This window comes from Romboutsia sp. 1001713B170131_170501_G6 (assembly GCF_015668195.1).
Classification (GTDB): domain Bacteria; phylum Bacillota; class Clostridia; order Peptostreptococcales; family Peptostreptococcaceae; genus Romboutsia_C.
In genome coordinates this window covers 365,584-384,367 of sequence record NZ_JADPFC010000001.1, presented here as the reverse complement: position 1 = coordinate 384,367, position 18,784 = coordinate 365,584, and the positions used below count along the sequence as shown (strand labels likewise).

Here is an 18,784-nt window from a genome sequence, read left to right as displayed (position 1 = left end):
ATGCTTTTATCTATATATATCGGAAAATTCTATATTACACATTTCAATCTTACTATTTTCTGATATATATTTATTTATATTTGTTTTACTTTTTACTAACTTGCTTGGTAGATAAAATTCAAACTTGCTACCTTTTCCTATCTCACTTTCTACACTTATATCTCCGCCATGAAGATTTACTAAAGATTTAACTAGTGATAAACCTATTCCACTACCTTCATAACTACTTGCTATATTACTCTTTGCCTGTGTAAATCTTTCAAATATACTTTGTAACTTATTACTATCTATACCTTCTCCATTATCACAAACAGATATATATACTCTATCTCCTTTGTTCTCTACATTTACGTAAATACATCCATTGATACTTGTATGTTTAATAGAATTAGATAATAAATTTAAAAGTATTCTTTCTATTTTTTCTGGATCAAATGCAAGTACCATTTCCTCACAGTTTGTATCAAATATCAAATCAATTTGTTTATTTTTAGCATAAGGAGTTACAGATAAGCTTATCTCTTCTACTACATTTACTATATTATAATTTCCTAGTTCTAATTCATAATATCCTGCATCTATTTTTGTTATATCTATGATATTATTTACCAACCTTAGTATTCTATATAAATTTTGCCTAAATAATTTAATATAATTTTCTAGATCTATGTTATTATTAAATTTTATATTTTCTTTTACTATATTAATATCTATTAACTGTATTATTCCAAGCATAATATTAAGCGGTGTCTTAAATTCATGGGATATATTTGCGAAAAATTCATTTTTCATTGACTCTAAATATATATTTTGTTCTAATTTTTGTCTAGCTTCTACATCATCTTTTTCTTTATCTATATCTCTTATAGAAAATGCTATGATATCTCTTTCTTTTAAATATTTTAAGTGCCATCTCAGCCATTTATAACTATTATCTTTGCATATTATTTTATTTTCTACTATCTTTACGTTATCATCTTTTAAACTTAAAATATTTGAAAATTCTTCTTTATGTTTATCATATATTTTATCAATTATACTAGTTGATGTTAATTCTTCTTCATTAAATCCTGTTATTTCATTCCATTCTTTTGCAAAAAGTTTAATGTAAGCATTTCTATCTATAGCTCCTATTACATCTGCAGATATACTAAAAAATACCTCAAAATCCTTTTTTATAAGTTCTACTTTTTTTATTTCATCTATAAAGTTAATTATAATACCTTCTAAATCTATACTTTCTAAAATTTTATATATATCACTACCTTGTTTTATTTCATCTAAGATACAACTCATATCATATATTAATTTCTCTAAACTTTTAAACTCCCTTTTTATGTTGTTATCTACATTGTCTATATTAATTACCATATTATCTATGTTGTTGTCAATTATATCTCTTACTAATATATATATACCATTATCTTTTGTCTTAGTTATATTAGTGTTTAATTCAAATTCTCCATTTGATGTATTTAATTTTATACATATATCAAAGTAGTTTTTAAACCCTAATTTCTCTATTTTCATTTTACTACATCTATCTATGTTTAAAGAATTAATGTCTTTTTCATTTATATGCTCTAATAACTTATTATTACAAAATTTTATATTAAAATTTTTATCTAATATAAATATACTATCGCTCAAATTATTAAAAAACTCTTTCATTCTTCTCTCCCCCAAATATAACCCTTAATAAGTATTCTACATATTTATCCAGTTTCCTTGAATTATATTATCTTTTTAGAGTTTAATTTATAATAAAAAGAGAAGATGCTTTTAAAAGCATCTTCTTTTTTTATTATATTACATCCATAAATTTTTTAGTTTGGCTATATATATCATCATATTTTAATATCTCTGATACTATTGCATATCCATCTATATTTTCATTTTTTAAGGTAGATATATTAGATAAATTTATACCACCAATGCATACTATTGGTATGTCTATATTTTCTTTTATACTTCTTAATTCTTCTATGCTCACATGTTTTGCATCCAATTTAGTAGTTGTAGTAAACATTGATCCTACACCTATATAGTCTGCACCATCATTTTTTGCCTTAAGCGCTAATTCTAAATTTTGAGTAGATACCCCAATTATCTTATCATTTCCTATTAGACGTCTAACTTCGCTACATGGTATATCACTTTGTCCTATATGAACACCATCTGCATCTACTAACATTGCTATATCTACTCTATCATTTATTATAAAAATTGCATTATATTTTTTTGTAAGTTCTCTTAATTTATAAGCTTTTTCTAAAAATTCTTTTCCTGATGCTTTTTTCTCTCTTAATTGAACTGTTTTTACGCCTGCTTTTAATGCGTCTTCTATAGACTCATAAAAATCTCTACCTTTTAAAATTTCTGAGTCTGTAACTAAATATAATTTTAATTTTTCTCTCATATTTATCTCCTATATTAATTTTTTAGTGTTTATTGGCTAATTGATATATTTAAAACCTTACTAAATCTCTTTATAGGTATAAATAATATTAATATACTAGTTAATAATCCTTCTACACCTGCACTTGATATATTATATACACATGAATATACTATAGGATTCATTCCTTTAGGTGCATATTGTGCAAAATATAATACTCCTGATATTATATACATTAAAACACTAAGGCTAGTTGCAAGTATACATCCAGCAAATATATTAAGTTTTTTATCCCTTCCAAATATTCCTGCTAATCCTAATACCATCATTGGAAGTATATAATCTAATAAAAATTGAGCTGGATGTATTATTGTTGGCCCACTTAATAACTTTATTAAAGCAAAAACTAGACCCGCTGTTATTCCAACTTCTTTACCGTATAATATAGCAAGTAACATTGTAGGTAACATTGAAAATAAAGTTATCCCTCCACCTTGAGGATATTTTATAAATTGAATCATTGAAAGTATATAAGACATTGCTGAAAACATACCGATTAATACTATTTCTTTTGTACTTAATTTTCTATTTTTCATATCTTTTAGATATAAACAAAACCACCCTACACTAACTACTAATATAACTATTCCTAATATCTTATTTAAACTAGACATAAATCTACCTCCTTTACTTCTTTATAAGCCATATTCCAAAATTCTAACTCATGTAAACTTGATTTTATAAATATTTCTTTTAGTTTTTTTATTTCTTCATTACTTATATCACTACATAAATAGTTAACATAGTCTAACCATTCTTTTAAATTATCATCAAATTGTCCTTCAGAATACATCTCTATCCACTCTCTGTAATAATTTCCTTCTAACATATCTTTATAATTATCTAATAGATAGTGTCCTATATAGTTATAACTCCAGTTACAAGGCATTGTAGACATTACAATTTCTCTTAAGTTCCCTTTTAAAGCTATAGCTTGCATATAGCTAGTATAATTATCTGTTGTTATTTCATATTTACATTTTTCTGCTATTTTAGGTGGTACTCCTAATTTATTCATATAACTAACATGCACGGCTGTTTCATATTCTATGGATGCACTTATAGCTCTACTGAAAAAGTTCATTTCTTCTATAGTTTCTGACTTTATTAAGCACATTGCAAATACTTTGCCAAATTCTTTAAGGTATAGATAGTCTTGTACTAAATAGTTTTTAAACTTCTCTTTAGGTAAAGTACCTTCTCCTAATTCTTTTATAAATGGGTGGTCTAAGTACTCTTGCCATATATATTTGACTTCTTCAAATAAGTAATCTGTAAACTTCATTATATAATCTCAACCTTTCCAAATTTATTTAGCTTTTCTTCATCTAAGTCATATACATTATTCATAAGTTCAACTTTGAAATTTCCTATAGATATATTTTCTTTATCTGCTAGCTGTCCACACAAACTCATAGTCATTATTCCCATAGAAATAGCCTCTAAAGTTTTATTTGTACATCCAAGATATGATCCTATTAAACTAGCACTCATACATCCTGTACCTGTTATAGACTTTAACTTACTCGTTCCATTATATATTTTTATTATTCTATTCCCATCAGTTACACTATCTACTTTTCCAGTTGCACAAACTACACATTCTAATTTATTGGCAATCTTTTTTATAGCTTCATCAATATTTTTGTCATCATCAAAAGAGTCAACACCCTTACCTTTAACATCAAATCCACCTATATATTTTATTTCAGCTATGTTTCCTTTTATTGCAGTGAATTTTACTTCATTTAATAATCTCTCTACAAAATTTGCCCTAGTTTTTGTAGCAAATACTCCTACTGGGTCAAGTATAACAGGTTTATTGTACTTATTGGCCATTTTACCTGCTTGTAAAAATAATTCTAAGTTAGAAGATTTCATAGTACCTATATTTATAACTACTGAACTTGCTACCTGAACTATTTCTTCTACTTCCTCATATGAAAAACTCATTAAAGGACTTGCTCCTAGTGCTAATGTTATGTTAGCACAATCATTTATAGTAACTTCATTAGTATAATGAAGCACCAATGGATTAACTTCTTTTACTTTATTTATTAAACTATACATATTCTATCCCCCTAAATATTAGTTTTGTAAGTTTTCTATTTCATAAAAATGATGAACTGGTCCTACTCCATTTCCTATATCAAAACTATATCTTATTGCATTAGTTATATACTCTTTACTTCTTTTTACACTTTCACATATATCATATCCTAAGGCTAAGTGTGCAGTTATTGCTGAAGATAGTGTGCATCCTGTTCCATGTGTGTTTTTTCTATTCAGCCTTTCACTCTTATATACTTCAAATACATCTTTACCTATAAGTATATCTACAGCATCACCGTCTAGGTGTCCCCCCTTCATAAGCACAAACTTTGGCCCTAATTCTAGTATTTTTTGACCTGCTAATTTCATGTCCTCAACTGAATTTATTTTAATACCTGTTATTTCTTCTGCTTCTGGTGTATTTGGTGTTATTATGTAAGCCATTGGTATAAGATAATCTATCATACTTTTTTTTGCTTCTGGCTTAAGTAATGAATATCCACTCTTTGAAATCATTACCGGATCAATTACTAAATTTTCTGGCTTATACTTATCTAAAGTTTTTGCTATTTCTTTTATTATTTCTTCACTAGATACCATACCTATTTTTAAAGCTTTTGGACGTATATCATCAAATACAACTTCTATCTGTTTTTTAATTATCTCTTTACTTAAGTCTTCTACCATAAATACACCTTTAGTGTTTTGGGCTGTTATAGCTGTTATAACACTCATACCATAAGTTCCTATTGCACTAAATGTTTTTAAATCAGCTTGTACACCCGCTCCACCAGATGAATCTGAACCTGCTATTGTCAGTGTAGGTACTTTGTAATTTCTCATATGATTCTCTCCCTTTTATTTATTAAATATTTAATTTGCTAAAGCTTGTTATCTTCTCAATTAACTTCAATATCATATATTTTTGCAATTAAAAAGCTATACCCCAACATTGGAATATAGCCTTAATTTCTAATTTAATATATAATATAATAATATATTATCAAGCTTTCCTACGCTGGTATTATCCAGATCAGGTACAAGGGTTAACATTTCGTCTCTCAGCCTTTCGGCACCCCTAGCAAATATTTTATTTTATATTTATAGTATATTTCTATACTTCAAATAAATCAACTTTAATTATAATTTATAAAATGTTCTGTATATTTATACATATTACTATTTATTTAATACCCATTAATATATAAAACTAACAATAATATTTTGTATTAATAAATAATATTATTAGTATTAATTATAACTATATGATATTATTTATTAATATGGAAAATATAAATAAATAATCCGCTTCGGTCAAATCCGTTGCTCAAATTATAAAGATATTAAGAGGTAATATATAATGAATTTTAAAGAACTTGGAATTAGCGAAGAAATCGTAAATGTACTTAAAAATAAGGGGATAACTTCTCCCACACCTATACAAAGTGAAAGTATTGGATTTATTAAATCTGGAAAAGACGTTATAGCAGAAGCTCAAACTGGTACTGGAAAAACCCTAGCTTTTTTGCTTCCTATATTTGAAAATATAAATCCAAAAGCTAGCTATGTTCAATCGCTTATCTTATCACCAACAAGAGAGTTGGCTATTCAAATAACTGAACAAGCTATGGAACTTTCAAAAGGTAAAAATATAAATGTATTATCTGCTTATGGTGGAAAAGATATAGCAGGTCAATTAAAAAAATTAAAAGGGGATATACATCTTATAATAGCTACACCTGGAAGACTCTTAGACCATTTAGATAGAAAAACTGTAAACCTTAGTAAATTAAAAACTTTTGTTCTAGATGAAGCTGATCAAATGTTATTTATGGGATTTAAAAATGAAGTTGAGGCTATATTAAAAGAAGTTCCTAAAAAGCGTCAAACTTTATGTTTTTCAGCAACTATGAACTCACAAGTTAAAAAATTAGCTTATAGATATATGACAGATCCTGTTGTTGTATCTATAGAAAAAGAAGAAATAACTCTTGAAAATATAAATCAAGAAGTTGTAGAAACTACAGATAGAAGAAAACAAGATGCACTATGTTCTGTTCTTGATAAAGATAATCCTTTTTTAGCTATAATATTTTGTAGAACTAAAAGAAGAGTAGATGCTTTAGATGAAGCACTTTGCCAAAGAGGTTATAATTGTGCTAAACTTCACAGCGATATTCCTCAATCAAAGCGTGAAAGAATTATGAAATCTTTTAGAAATGCAGATATACAATATCTTATAGCTACTGATGTTGCATCTAGAGGTATTGATGTTACTGGTGTTACTCATGTATATAACTATGATATACCAGAAACTTCAGAAGACTACATACATCGTATAGGTAGAACTGGTAGAGCTGGGGAAAAGGGCTATACTTGTCTATTTGTTGCTCCAAAGGATGAAAAGTATTTAGAGCAAATAGAAAATGATATAAAATATTCTATACCAAGAAGAGAAATAGATAATAATTAAAAATAGCATATAATAGTAATGTACATTTATATAAAAATGCCTAAAGGAGATATCTCCTCTAGGCATTTTTATTCTTTATTTTCTATATCTTTACTTTCTAATTCTTCTTTAGTTAATATCTTTTTTCTAGATATAAGCATATTGCACTCCATGCAATAATAATTAATAGTACCTCATCCATCTAGTACATCTAGTTTAGATTTACAATTTGGACAATAATAATCTTTATTCATAATGTCACTTCCTTAATGTTTGTTATAAATATTATTTTACTAATTGTATAAAAACAATTCAACAGTTTATCGTTAAATAATTATCATTTTATACAACCTATAAAGATATTTCTAAGTACTATTTAATTAAATTACATTTTTTGTTTTTAACTATAATCCAGATTCCTTAAATTTATTATTCATAAATTCAGTCATTTTGTGGAAAGTCTTTTTAAATATTACTAAAGATAAAAATATCACAAAAAATACTGCAAGCATAGATAAATCATAATATACATTTTTCATGCTAGGTCCTGCTATAGCTTCCCTAAATCCATCTATAGCATAAGTAAATGGCCAAAATGGTTCTAATATTTCAAATATTTTGGGGTTAGTTTGTATAGGATATATCCCACCAGAACCTGCTATTTGGAAGACCATAATAACTATGGCTATAGCTTTACCTAAGTTTCCAAATAAAGAAACCAATGTAAATATAATTGTAGTAAATAGTACAGAAGATACTATAGTAAATAAATATATTAAAGGTATACTAACAGGTTTAGCAAATATAAATATATTTCCAGTTGCAATTATTAAAGACTGTATTAGTGATACTGTCATAAATGTAAGCATTTTTCCAAAATGTTTTTGAACTAAATTAGTCTTTTCTCCATCTAATTCTTCACACTCTGTTGTAAGTAAAGATGTAGATAAAAGTGCCCCTACCCATATTGCAAGTACTGAGTAAAACGGCATTAAAGCTACTCCAAATATTCCAGCCTTATATAACTCCTCTGTCTTAACATTAACAGGTGATGATATAAAAGACGCTATGTCTTTTGAATTTTTATCTAGCGTTGAAATTAATTTATCTAAATTTGCATCTGTTAATATCTTAGTTTTCTCTACTAACTTGTCTAAATCATCTTCAAACTTATTAAGTTCCTTTGATATATTGCCTGCTTGTTTTACAAAAACATCACTACTTGATATACCATAAGTAGAAAGTGCATCTATTTGAGGTATTATAACATTTATACTTTCTAATATGTTGTTTATATCAGAAGAACTAGAAATCATAGCATTTCCTACACTATCTAAAATATTAGATATGTTAGATGTAAATATAGTATTTGTTAAGTTTAGTTTATTGTTAAATGAGTTTACTAATTCTGATAGAGAATTAAGTTGTTCATCTATTTGATCTTTAGTTGCTCCCTCTTCAATTATTGATTTTACCTCGCCTAATTTATCTTTTTCTGAAGAAAGTATAGTTTTTAAAGCATTAAGTGAATCTATTATGTTTTGTGTCTTAGAACTTTCATGTTTGCTATTTATATTTTCAAGGTCACTTATAACTTTATCTATTGTAGTTTCCATAGTTGAGATTAGTTTTAATATTGATTCTATAGTATTTTCTACATTTTCAATTGAAGAACCATCATTTATATTTTTTAACTTATCAATTTCATTTTGTAATTTAGTATTTATATTATTTATAGTATTCATATTATTATTAATATTTTCTGATGCATTATTCACACTATCCTTTGTGGCTAATACTAAATTTTTACTATTTTTTACTACATCTTGAAGACTATTTATTTCTTTTTTTATCTGAGGAAGATTTCCTTTTGTATTATTTAAATACTTTTTAAGTGTATTTGCATGAGAATTTGCTTCTTTTACATAATTATTTATTTTCTCTAAATTGTTATATGTACTATCTAAAGTATTTTTTAATTCTATTATTTGTGGTTTATTGTCTTCTAGTTTTACCCCTAATGTTGATAAAAATGAAAATGCCTCTTTGTTTACTGTATCAACAAAATTAGCTTTGATTTCTTCTACTAACTTATCTTTAGCGACATCTGTAATTTTAGTAGCTATTGCATTAACTTTTTCATTAGCCTTATATATAATATTTGGCTTTTGAGGGTCTTTCGTTGTAAGCGTTGACAAATCTTTAGAAAAATCAGGTGGTATTTCAATTAATGCATAGAATTTCCCTTCATTTAACTGATAATTTCCTTGCCAATTGTCCACAAACTGCCATCCTATATCATGATTCTTTTTAAGTTCTTTAACTATCTCATCTCCTACATTTATAAACTTTCCATTTATAGATGTTCCCTCATCTTGATTTATTACAGCTACTGGAAGATTTGATGTATTTGCATATGGATTCCAACAAGCCTTTATATTAACCCAGGCATATAATGATGGTATCAAACAAAGTCCTCCAATTATTATAAAGGCTGACTTAATAGTTAATATATTTTTTAAATCTCTTAAATAAATTTTAAAAATCTTTTTCATATGTTCACCTCTATAATTATTCTGATAAACCAGATTCTTTAAATTCTTTTTCAAATTTTCTAACTGATTTATTAAGCTTTTCTTTAAGTAAATATCCTATAACTATAGCTATTCCTCCAAATACTATAAGTATAGACACATTAAACATAACAGTACTTAAAAGTGGGCCTGCTATAGCTTCTCTTAAGTTGCTTAATGTATATGTAAATGGGAAAAATGGTTGCATTATTCTAAATATTAAAGGATCTACTTGTATAGGATAAGTTCCTCCAGACCCAGCAATTTGTATAACCATAAGCACTATACCTATTGCTTTTCCTATGTTTCCAAATAGAGAAACTAATGTATATAAAATAATTGCAAATACTGCTGATGAAAGTACCGTAGTAAATATAAATAATCCTATACTCTCAGTTTGAACACCAAGTACAAGTTTATCTCCAAGTCCTACTATAAAACCTTGTATCATTGCTAAAAATACAAATGTAATCATCTTTCCAACATACTTTTCTTTTATACTTAATTCTTTGAATTTATCTACTTCCGTTGTAAGAAGAGATGTAAGTACTAATCCACCAACCCATAGTGCAAGTGTTGTATATATAGGTGCCATACCAGATCCATAGTTATCAATAGGATATATTGGCTCTGATTTTAAATTAAATGGATTAGATATGTAATTTCCCATAAGTTGTGGCTTGCTCTGAAGTATTGCTATTATAGAATTTAAATCATCATCATTAACTTTTTTTAATTCTGTACTTAATATATGTATAGTATCTTTAAATTGATTTAACTTAGAATCTAAGTCTTTAGACATTTCTGCAGTTAAGTTACTTCCTTTAGATACATAACCTAATACATCATTTAAAGCTTTAACTAATCCCTTGGAACTATCTACTAGTGTAGATGCATTTTTAGTAGCACTTACTAAACTATCTGCAGTATTATTTAATGCAGGTCTAACCTTAGAATCATATGAATTTATTGCATTATTTACATTACTTGATAAATTACTTGCAGTTGAATTTATAGAATTTAATGTATTTTTCATAGATTCTATTGATCCATCTAGTTGATTTTGAAGATTTCCTAGATTTTTTTGTTGATTACTTAATTCATCTTCTATTTTATTTAACTCATCGATTAATTTATTTATATTATTATTTGGCTTAACTTTATTGAACTCTTCTAAATATTTAATAATTGAATCTATTTGATTTTTTGTATTATTAATTTGATTTCTTAACTGTGATATAGACGATGCTACATCATCTTTTGAAATACTACCAGAATTATTATTAATATTACTTATTATATCTTTTGTCTGATTATTTTCATTATTAATCTGATCTAAAGTTGATTTAATACCATTAAATGAGCTATTTAAATTTTCTTTTATGTTTTCTATACTTTTACTTGTATTCAGATTATTATTAGATACTGCATTTAAACCATCTGTAACTTGTGGTAGTGTATTTTGTATACTTTTTAAATATATAGCTAAATTCTTAGAATTACTATTGACACTATCAAGTATAAAATTGATAACATCCATATGTTCATCTAAACCTATTATAGCTTTTTTTAATTCTAATATTTTATCTTTACTATTTTCAATATCTTTTCCATATGTATTTAATGAAGAAAATACAGTTTTATTTACAGTAGCTATAAAATTTGAGTTAATCTCATTTACAAGTGTTTCCTCAGCGACCTCTGTTATCTTACCTGCTACTGGATTTGATTTAGTGTTTACTTTATAAATAATAGTTGGCTTTATAGGTTTTCCACTTGTAACACTAGTTAAGTCCTTTGAAAAATCACTAGGTATTTCTATCATTGCATAATAGCTTCCATCTAATACTCCCATATTTCCCTTTTTAGAATCAACGAATTTCCACCCAATTTGCTTGTTTTTCTTGAGTTCACTTATAACATCGTCTCCAACATTTAATTTTTTACCATCTAGAGTCGTTCCCTTATCATTGTTTACTATAGCAATTGGAACTGTACTAGTATTTTCATATGGGTTCCAACAAGCTTTTATATTTACCCATGCATACAACGATGGTATGAAGCATAGTCCTACAACTATTATTAAAGCTATAGGATTTTTAATTAAATTCTTCATATCTGTCTTAAAAATTTTAATGGAATTTTTCATAATTACCTCCATTTTAGTTTGATTCCTAAACATACTTTATGTAGTATTATATCACTTTTCACTATATAATTGAAATTTTTAATAATATTCCATAATATTTCAATGACTTTATCTGTTATTAAAAAATTTACTAAATCTATTTATTAGTTCATTATTTATTAATTTACTTCGTATTATTTTTTAAAATATTAAAAAAAGCTATCTTTAAAGATAGCTTTTTTATCTATGCCAGTTGTATTTGAGTTCCTAAATTATATACTGCTTTTTTTTCTACATAATTACTTGTACAAGCTGTTAATATTCCACCATAACTAGTAACTACAAACCCTAGTCTATCTCCTATATTGTATATAATTTCACTGTTTGTTATATCTAATATCATATGGTCAGAACTTGCACCTATTATTTGTATATTTTCATCAGTTGGAATTATTGATTCAATATCTATATCTTGCTTTCCTATGCCAACTATCGCCCTTTTTATTATACCATTATCCTCATAATGAGGTACTTTTCCAAAAGCATCTTTACCTATTTCTCCTATTGGCATTGATGGTTTATCCTTTATTTCTATAATTTCACAATATAATTTAAAACTATCATGATATGTTTCTTCTATGAAGTTTCCATATGCAGCTTCTTTTCCAAGAAGTATAGCTTCTCCTAGTCTTAGATTTGTTATACCTTTTGGCAATTTTCCTTCTTGAAGTAAATATATAGAACTTGAGTTTCCACCAGATATAAATTCTAATTTTATTTTATGCTTATCTTCTATATTTTTAGCTATTTTTACCAATCTTCCTAAATTTTCTTGTGATGGAAGTATAGCTCCATAACAAGTTAGATTAGTTCCTACCCCTATAAGTTTTATATTTTTTAGTTTTAATACTTTCTCTACTACATCATATAGCTCTTCTTCATTAAAATATCCTTCTCTTAAATCTCCTAAATCTAACATTAAAACTATATTATGAACTTTATTTATATTTTTAGCTTCTTCATTTAACCTATATATAGTTTCTATTTCTGAATTAAAACTTATATCTGAGTACTTAACAACTTCTTTTGATTTACTTATCATTGGTATTCTAAGCAATATTTTAGGTAGTTTTATACTTTGAAGCTTTTTTAGATTTTCAATTCTTGAGTCAGCTATATAATCTACATATTTACTACTTATTTCTTCTACAACTTCAGGCATTGCACAATATGCTTTTGTTACTATAGCCATTTTTAGGTTCTCTTCATTTAATATACTTTTAAGCCTACATACATTATGTTTAAGTTTAGGTATATTTATTTCTAATCTCGGATACACGAAGCTTCCTCCTTAAAATTTAAACTCTTTAACATAAGCTTAAGAGCTGCATCTTCGTATTTTTTAGATAATACTCCAAGCGATGCCATTATATATTTATTATCTACTAATATTTTTACAGTTTCTTTTGGAAATAATAGTTCCTTATTTTTGTTATTTTTAGGTATTTCTTTCATTATTTCAACTCTGTTAGGAAGTCTGGTTAAAGCTCCACCAGTTCCTACAATATATCTAACTTCTGTTAAATCCTTACCTTCAGCTACTTTATTCTTTCCACTAGTAGAATATATACTTCTTATTATTCCTGCATGTCTTTTAGTAGCACGAAGTACTGCTTCTTTAGTAAGTCTTTCTACTAAAGTTATTTGTTCTTTAGTTTTTGGTATTGGTAAGTAATTTTCTATAATCTCATCTAAATCTATATCAATTAATTCTTCTTGTAGCTTTTCCTTTCCTATAGTATTTACTATATTTCTCATATTTACATAAACACCTAAGTCACCTTCAACACTTCTTTTAGCTATTGGTTCTGGATTTACAAGTATCCTACTTATTCCATCATTTCCTTCTGTTACAGAATGTATATCAGTAGTTGCCCCTCCTACATCTATAACCATCAAATCTCCTATATTTTTTCTAAGTAGCTTTGATGCCTCCATAACAGCCCCTGGTGTTGGCGTTATGTAACCATTGACTAATTCTTTTATATGTTCCATACCCGGCGCATTGGTTATATGTTCTTCAAATACATTTTGTATAACGCATCTAGTTGGTTCTATATTTAGATAATCAATTTTAGGATATACGTTGTCAACTATATATAGCTTATAGTTTGTATCTTCAAATATTAATTTTATTTCTTCTATATTTTCAATATTTCCAGCATATATAACAGGTATTCCTAGATTAAGTCCTGCTATTAATTCTGCATTATAAATTGCAGTATCTCGCTCTCCATAGTCTACCCCACCAGCTATAAGTATTATATTCGGACTTATATCTTTTATTTCTTTTAAATCCGTTCTTCTTAATTTTCCCGCTGTTACTTTATGTATAACAGCTCCCGCTCCAAGAGCCGCTTCTTTAGCAGCTTTAGCCGTCATATCATATACAAGTCCATGAACAGTCATTTTAAGACCACCTGCCGCACTAGATGTAGCAAAAAAGTCATTATAGTCTATACTATTTACTCCTAGATTTTTAGCTAAATCATCTATTGCACCTTTTAGTCCATTTCTTACATCTCCACCTTCAAATACAGTTGTCGGTGCTTGACCTTGACCAATAAATTTTGGACTGTCTGTATGTATGCCGAAAAAGGCATTTACAACAGTTGTTGTAGAGCCTATTTCAGCAACTAATACATCTACTTTCATGTTTAATCATTTCCTTCTAGTGCTAATTTTTCTCTTCTTTTCTCAACTAAGAACGTAGCTACATTAACACCTCTATCACTTCTTCCAAATCCAGCATCCATTCCATTTTCAACTGCTATATCAGGCGTTACTTGAGTTCCTCCTGCCGCTACCATTACATTATCTCTTATTCCTTTTTCTACACAATAGTCATGTAGTTTTTTCATATTTTTGTAGTGTATATCATCATGACTTATTATAGTTGATGCAAGTATAGCATCTGCATTTAACTCTATTGCTGCATTTACTAATTTTTCAACTGGTACTGATGTTCCTAAGTAGTGGCATTCTATACCATATTTTTCTATACCACCATGTTTTATGTCTATAACTTCTCTAAGTCCAACAGAGTGTTCATCTTCTCCTATTGTTGCACAAACTATCTTCATAGGCATTTTTTCTATATCTTCTCTTATTTCATCGTCTGTCATTACCTTTTGTTCTTCTGGTATATCAAGTTTAGCTATATCTACACTAAATGGAACCTTTCCTTTTAACTCTATTCTAGTTCCTTCTGCACTATGCATAACTTCTCTATGAATAACTTCTACTTCTTCTAAGTTCATTTTCTTAGCAAATTCTATAGCTGCAAATTCAGCAGTTCTCTTATCTGTTGGGAGCATCATAGTAAGCATTACTGTACCATCTGCACACCATTCCATTTCTGGCTTTATCTTAGTAGAGTTTCTAAATTCTTCAACGTCTTTAAGTCTTATATTTACATTATCCATATCGTCTAATTCATCTATATATATTATTTTATCTGGCTCTTCAAAAGTACATCCACCTATCAACTTAGAAGGATTATCTACTAAAGTTTCATCATATTGAGCTACATTATTGTATCCAAAGTGAGCACTAACTGGAGCTAGGTAATCTTCATCTCTTTCATATACACTTCCTGCTCCTACGCCTTCTCTTATCTTTCTGCTTATTCCATCTCCATTTCTTTCTGGATAGTTACCAGAATCAACAAAGAATCCTTTTTCAACAGCTTCGAAATATCCACCTTCTTCTAATATTTCTTCCATATATAATACTGCTCTTTCTTTTAGCTCTCTTGCTTTATCTCTAAGTGGGCCTGTTTTTTTAAGTTCTATCATATCCATAAGTCCATCCATACCAACAAGTGCTTGTTTTGCAGTATCACAAGCTTCTATATTGTACATATGCCAAGGAACATTTCTTCCTTCGTCTGGAGTTATAGTAGATTGTATATCAGCTCTTGTTAAAACTGAAGTTAATAAGTTAAGTACATGAGTTACTGTTGCTTCTCTAGTTGATGAGTCCATATATTTAGTGTTCATTTGTGCTCTCATTTTATATTCACTAAATAACTCTCTTAAGGCTACTGCATAAGGTAGGTCTAATGTTAAACATGGTGCTGGAGGTGCTGTTGGTGGTACGGTTGACAGACATATATTATCTTTATTTATTCCCACTTTTTCTGAGAATACTGAGTTTAGAGCATGTTGAACCATAAGTTCAGGCATAACCTTCCAAGCTTCTCTAGCTGTTGCATTTGCATTGTGTGCTCCATCTATTTGTGCCATATTAGCAAAAGCCATTATATTTTTCGCTTCACAAGCATCAACAAATGATCTTATCATATTTATATTTCTATATAATACATTGTACTGTGGATCTTGATGTGCTCCGTTTATTCCTTCTTCCGCAAACATTACAGCAACCTCAGGTCCTGCAACTCCACTTACATAAGAATGGTAATTTATTGGTCTTCCAACTTCTTCTTCTATAAAATCAAGAGCTTTTCTTTGTGCTCTAACTTGCTTTCTTGTTATAGGAACCCCTCCTATTCCTTGTGGTGTTCCTTCTATTAATCCATCAAAGTGAGATTGGCCAGCTGTTCTTATAACCATTAAATGATCTGCTCCATGATGCGCTGCCATTCTCATTCTTCTTATATCATCTTCAAATCTTCCCGATGCTATTTCGGTAGTTATAACTGCATTAGGTTGAGGGTCTATATTATTAAAATATTTAGCTGAAGGAAGTGCTACACTCTCTTTTAAAGGTGATGAACAATCTTTATATTTAAAAGGCCCCATTTCTAAATCTTTTTCATTTTCTCTCCATGTCCAGCCTCTTCTTTTTGGTCTATAATTTTCTAAATCTTTTAGTATATATTCTATATCTAATTTTTTATTTTCTTTTAACATTGTGCTCCCTCCTTTGAAAATAAATTAACTACTTCATCCCAATATTTATTTTCTATAAGCATAAGACCAGCTTCGCGAACACTTATATTTTTTTCTTTGGAAAATTTATAAACAACGTGACCCACACCTTTTCCTATAAGTCCATTTTCAAGTACACCATTTACGATTTCTTTGGCTTCTAAAGAAGAAAATCCCATTCTAAGTAGTACCGATCTTTCTATTGATGGTGTAGTATTTTTTCTTCCTAGTTCTATCATTGGTTCAACTATTTCACTTGCTAAACTCCAAAATCTAGCTTTTAATTCTTCATCACTTAAATTTGAGAGATGAACTCTTCTTTCATTAAAATCATCAATTCTTTTTTTCATTAAGCTTCCCCCTAATTCTAAATTATTTCTATATAATTAACTATTACAATAAGGTAATTATTTTATCTATTCTCAATTAGTACTTTACTAGCAGCATTTTTTACAAACTCTATGTCACACTTACAATCTTTAGCTAAAAATTCTATATCTTCATTGTTTAACTCACTTACATTATTATTTTTTATTGCATTTTTTATATAAGATTCTTTTATCTTATTCATATCTAAATCAATTGCTTTTATCAAACTTGGATGTGATGGTAATATTAAATTTTCTCCGCAAACTTCATCTTGTGGATTCCCAAATTTTATTTCTATACCATTTTCACGGGCAAATGTAAGCTGTGGATTTATATGCTTTCCAGCTCCTGTATACTCTGTTTCTTGAACTACTATTATTTGGTCTTCATCTAGTTCCCTAGCTAAACTAAATGCTACTGCCAAAGATGTATTTCCTGCGGGACCTCTTTCTATACCTTCAAGCTGTGCTAGTAGTTCCGTCATATAAAATACTTCCCCTTGATTTACTGTTAAGTATCTATCCATATATCTTAGTGGTCTTGCAGCTGATCTTGGTACATCTGAACGATCTGGCCAAGTACAAAATGGTATTCCAAATCCAGTATGCCCTGTAGTAAATGATTTTTTATTAAATTGAGTGTCACTAGCCATGTGAAGTCCTTTTAGATTAACACTTGCCCCTACTACTTTAACACCTGTCGCTCCAGCTTTTATAAGTCCTCTAGCTGTTCCTGTTAAATTTCCTCCACCTGCATTAGTACACACTACTACATCTGGATCTTTTCCTAATTTTTCTCTACACTGCATAGCTATTTCATATCCTAGTGTCTCAACGCCAGCTATACCAAATGGAGAATATAATGATGCATTAAAGTATCCTGTTTCTTCTAGCATAATTAGGAATGTATAAAATAATTCAGGTCCTACAGTTAATTGAACAACTTCAGCACCATAAGCTTCACATTTTCTTGCTTTTTCTATTATTTCAGGTTGACCTATACCATTACTGTCATAACACTCTTGAACTATTATACATTTAAGACCTTGCATGGCAGCTTGAGATGCAACTGCTGCTCCATAGTTCCCACTAGTTGCTGCAATTACTCCCTTATATCCCATTTTTTTAGCGTGATATACTGCTGTTGCTGCACGTCTTGCTTTAAAACTTCCAGATGCATTACATGCTTCATCTTTTACAAATATCTTTGCACCTTTTCCTTTTGGTGATACTTTTCTAGCAAGTTTAGTTATATTTTTAAGTTCTATTAATGGGGTATTTCCTACTGCATAATCTCCTTGAATTTTTTCTATTTCACTTAAAGAATATCCAGTTTCTTTCATCATTTTTTCATAGTCAAAAGATATTCCTTCATTTTCAAATTTTGTATAATCTATACCTATTGCATTTTTCATTATTTCATTTTTTCTACTCATTACAGCACTATAGCTATTATCTTTCATCTAATTCACCTCCAAATAGTATATTTCTCGCCTGTAAACCTATTTGAAGTAATTCTGGTATACACTTTCCATAATCATGTTCATAATATGGTTCTACTTTTAGTAATTTTCCACTTACATTTCTTCCTGTTATAGTTTTTATATTGACTAATTCACCAATATTAGCATCTTCTTCTATAAACCCTTTAACCCACATTTCAAGAGGATGTAATTTTGTATCATCTGGAACTTGTGGTGCCCTTTGGCTAGATTCTAATACTATATTGTGAATTATTACCCAATTACCACGCTTAGCATCCATAATTTTATTCTCCTTTTATTTACCAATACTAGTAAAT

At 28.2% G+C, this 18,784-nt stretch carries 15 protein-coding genes and 1 riboswitch; of the genes, 1 reads left to right on the top strand and 14 read right to left on the bottom strand.

Annotated elements, in window-relative coordinates:
- Positions 1–6: 6 nt before the first annotated feature.
- From I4U89_RS01880 to thiD, 6 genes are all read right to left on the bottom strand, one after another.
- The gene (locus I4U89_RS01880; RefSeq protein WP_195937981.1) at positions 7–1,671 is read right to left on the bottom strand and encodes a sensor histidine kinase; all 1,665 of its coding nucleotides are present in this window, start codon (positions 1,669–1,671) and stop codon (positions 7–9) included.
- A 133-nt stretch (positions 1,672–1,804) separates the two neighbouring features.
- Complete coding sequence (gene thiE / locus I4U89_RS01875) at positions 1,805–2,419, bottom strand: thiamine phosphate synthase (protein WP_195937980.1); 615 nt, start codon at positions 2,417–2,419, stop codon at positions 1,805–1,807.
- A 29-nt stretch (positions 2,420–2,448) separates the two neighbouring features.
- Positions 2,449–3,072 carry an energy-coupled thiamine transporter ThiT gene (thiT, locus tag I4U89_RS01870; RefSeq protein WP_195937979.1) on the bottom strand — a complete coding sequence of 208 codons (624 nt, stop codon included), beginning with the start codon at positions 3,070–3,072 and terminating at the stop codon, positions 2,449–2,451.
- On the bottom strand, positions 3,060–3,743 hold the full coding sequence (gene tenA / locus I4U89_RS01865; RefSeq protein WP_195937978.1) for a thiaminase II: 684 nt from the start codon (positions 3,741–3,743) through the stop codon (positions 3,060–3,062). The genes thiT and tenA overlap by 13 nt, the downstream gene beginning before the upstream one ends.
- Positions 3,743–4,528, bottom strand: coding sequence for a hydroxyethylthiazole kinase (gene thiM / locus I4U89_RS01860; protein WP_195937977.1), 786 nt, complete (start codon positions 4,526–4,528; stop codon positions 3,743–3,745). Before thiM ends, tenA begins: the two co-directional genes overlap by 1 nt.
- An 18-nt stretch (positions 4,529–4,546) precedes the next feature.
- The gene (gene thiD / locus I4U89_RS01855; protein ID WP_195937976.1) at positions 4,547–5,353 is read right to left on the bottom strand and encodes a bifunctional hydroxymethylpyrimidine kinase/phosphomethylpyrimidine kinase; all 807 of its coding nucleotides are present in this window, start codon (positions 5,351–5,353) and stop codon (positions 4,547–4,549) included.
- Between the two features lie 150 nt (positions 5,354–5,503).
- Positions 5,504–5,600: riboswitch (TPP riboswitch) on the bottom strand.
- Between the two features lie 270 nt (positions 5,601–5,870).
- Between thiD and I4U89_RS01850 the strand changes: the two genes are divergently transcribed.
- On the top strand, positions 5,871–6,983 hold the full coding sequence (locus I4U89_RS01850) for a DEAD/DEAH box helicase (protein WP_195937975.1): 1,113 nt from the start codon (positions 5,871–5,873) through the stop codon (positions 6,981–6,983).
- 383 nt (positions 6,984–7,366) lie between these two features.
- Here the strand turns inward: I4U89_RS01850 and I4U89_RS01845 are convergent, their stop codons facing one another.
- From I4U89_RS01845 to ortA, 8 genes are all read right to left on the bottom strand, one after another.
- The gene (locus I4U89_RS01845) at positions 7,367–9,517 is read right to left on the bottom strand and encodes a YhgE/Pip domain-containing protein (RefSeq protein WP_195937974.1); all 2,151 of its coding nucleotides are present in this window, start codon (positions 9,515–9,517) and stop codon (positions 7,367–7,369) included.
- A gap of 16 nt (positions 9,518–9,533) precedes the next feature.
- Positions 9,534–11,684, bottom strand: a complete 2,151-nt coding sequence (locus I4U89_RS01840) for a YhgE/Pip domain-containing protein (RefSeq protein ID WP_195937973.1) — start codon at positions 11,682–11,684, stop codon at positions 9,534–9,536.
- A 223-nt stretch (positions 11,685–11,907) separates the two neighbouring features.
- Positions 11,908–13,002, bottom strand: a complete 1,095-nt coding sequence (orr, locus tag I4U89_RS01835) for an ornithine racemase Orr (protein WP_195937972.1) — start codon at positions 13,000–13,002, stop codon at positions 11,908–11,910.
- Positions 12,987–14,378, bottom strand: a complete 1,392-nt coding sequence (locus tag I4U89_RS01830) for a GlmL-related ornithine degradation protein (protein ID WP_195937971.1) — start codon at positions 14,376–14,378, stop codon at positions 12,987–12,989. Before I4U89_RS01830 ends, orr begins: the two co-directional genes overlap by 16 nt.
- 2 nt (positions 14,379–14,380) lie before the next feature.
- Positions 14,381–16,597: a D-ornithine 4,5-aminomutase subunit OraE gene (gene oraE, locus I4U89_RS01825; protein WP_195937970.1), complete on the bottom strand. Its 2,217-nt coding sequence runs from the start codon at positions 16,595–16,597 to the stop codon at positions 14,381–14,383.
- Positions 16,591–16,965: an ornithine aminomutase subunit alpha gene (locus I4U89_RS01820; RefSeq protein WP_195937969.1), complete on the bottom strand. Its 375-nt coding sequence runs from the start codon at positions 16,963–16,965 to the stop codon at positions 16,591–16,593. Before I4U89_RS01820 ends, oraE begins: the two co-directional genes overlap by 7 nt.
- Positions 16,966–17,027: 62 nt before the next feature.
- Positions 17,028–18,446, bottom strand: coding sequence for a 2-amino-4-oxopentanoate thiolase subunit OrtB (gene ortB, locus I4U89_RS01815; protein WP_195937968.1), 1,419 nt, complete (start codon positions 18,444–18,446; stop codon positions 17,028–17,030).
- Positions 18,436–18,747: a 2-amino-4-oxopentanoate thiolase subunit OrtA gene (gene ortA, locus I4U89_RS01810; RefSeq protein ID WP_195937967.1), complete on the bottom strand. Its 312-nt coding sequence runs from the start codon at positions 18,745–18,747 to the stop codon at positions 18,436–18,438. The genes ortB and ortA overlap by 11 nt, the downstream gene beginning before the upstream one ends.
- Positions 18,748–18,784: the final 37 nt, after the last annotated feature.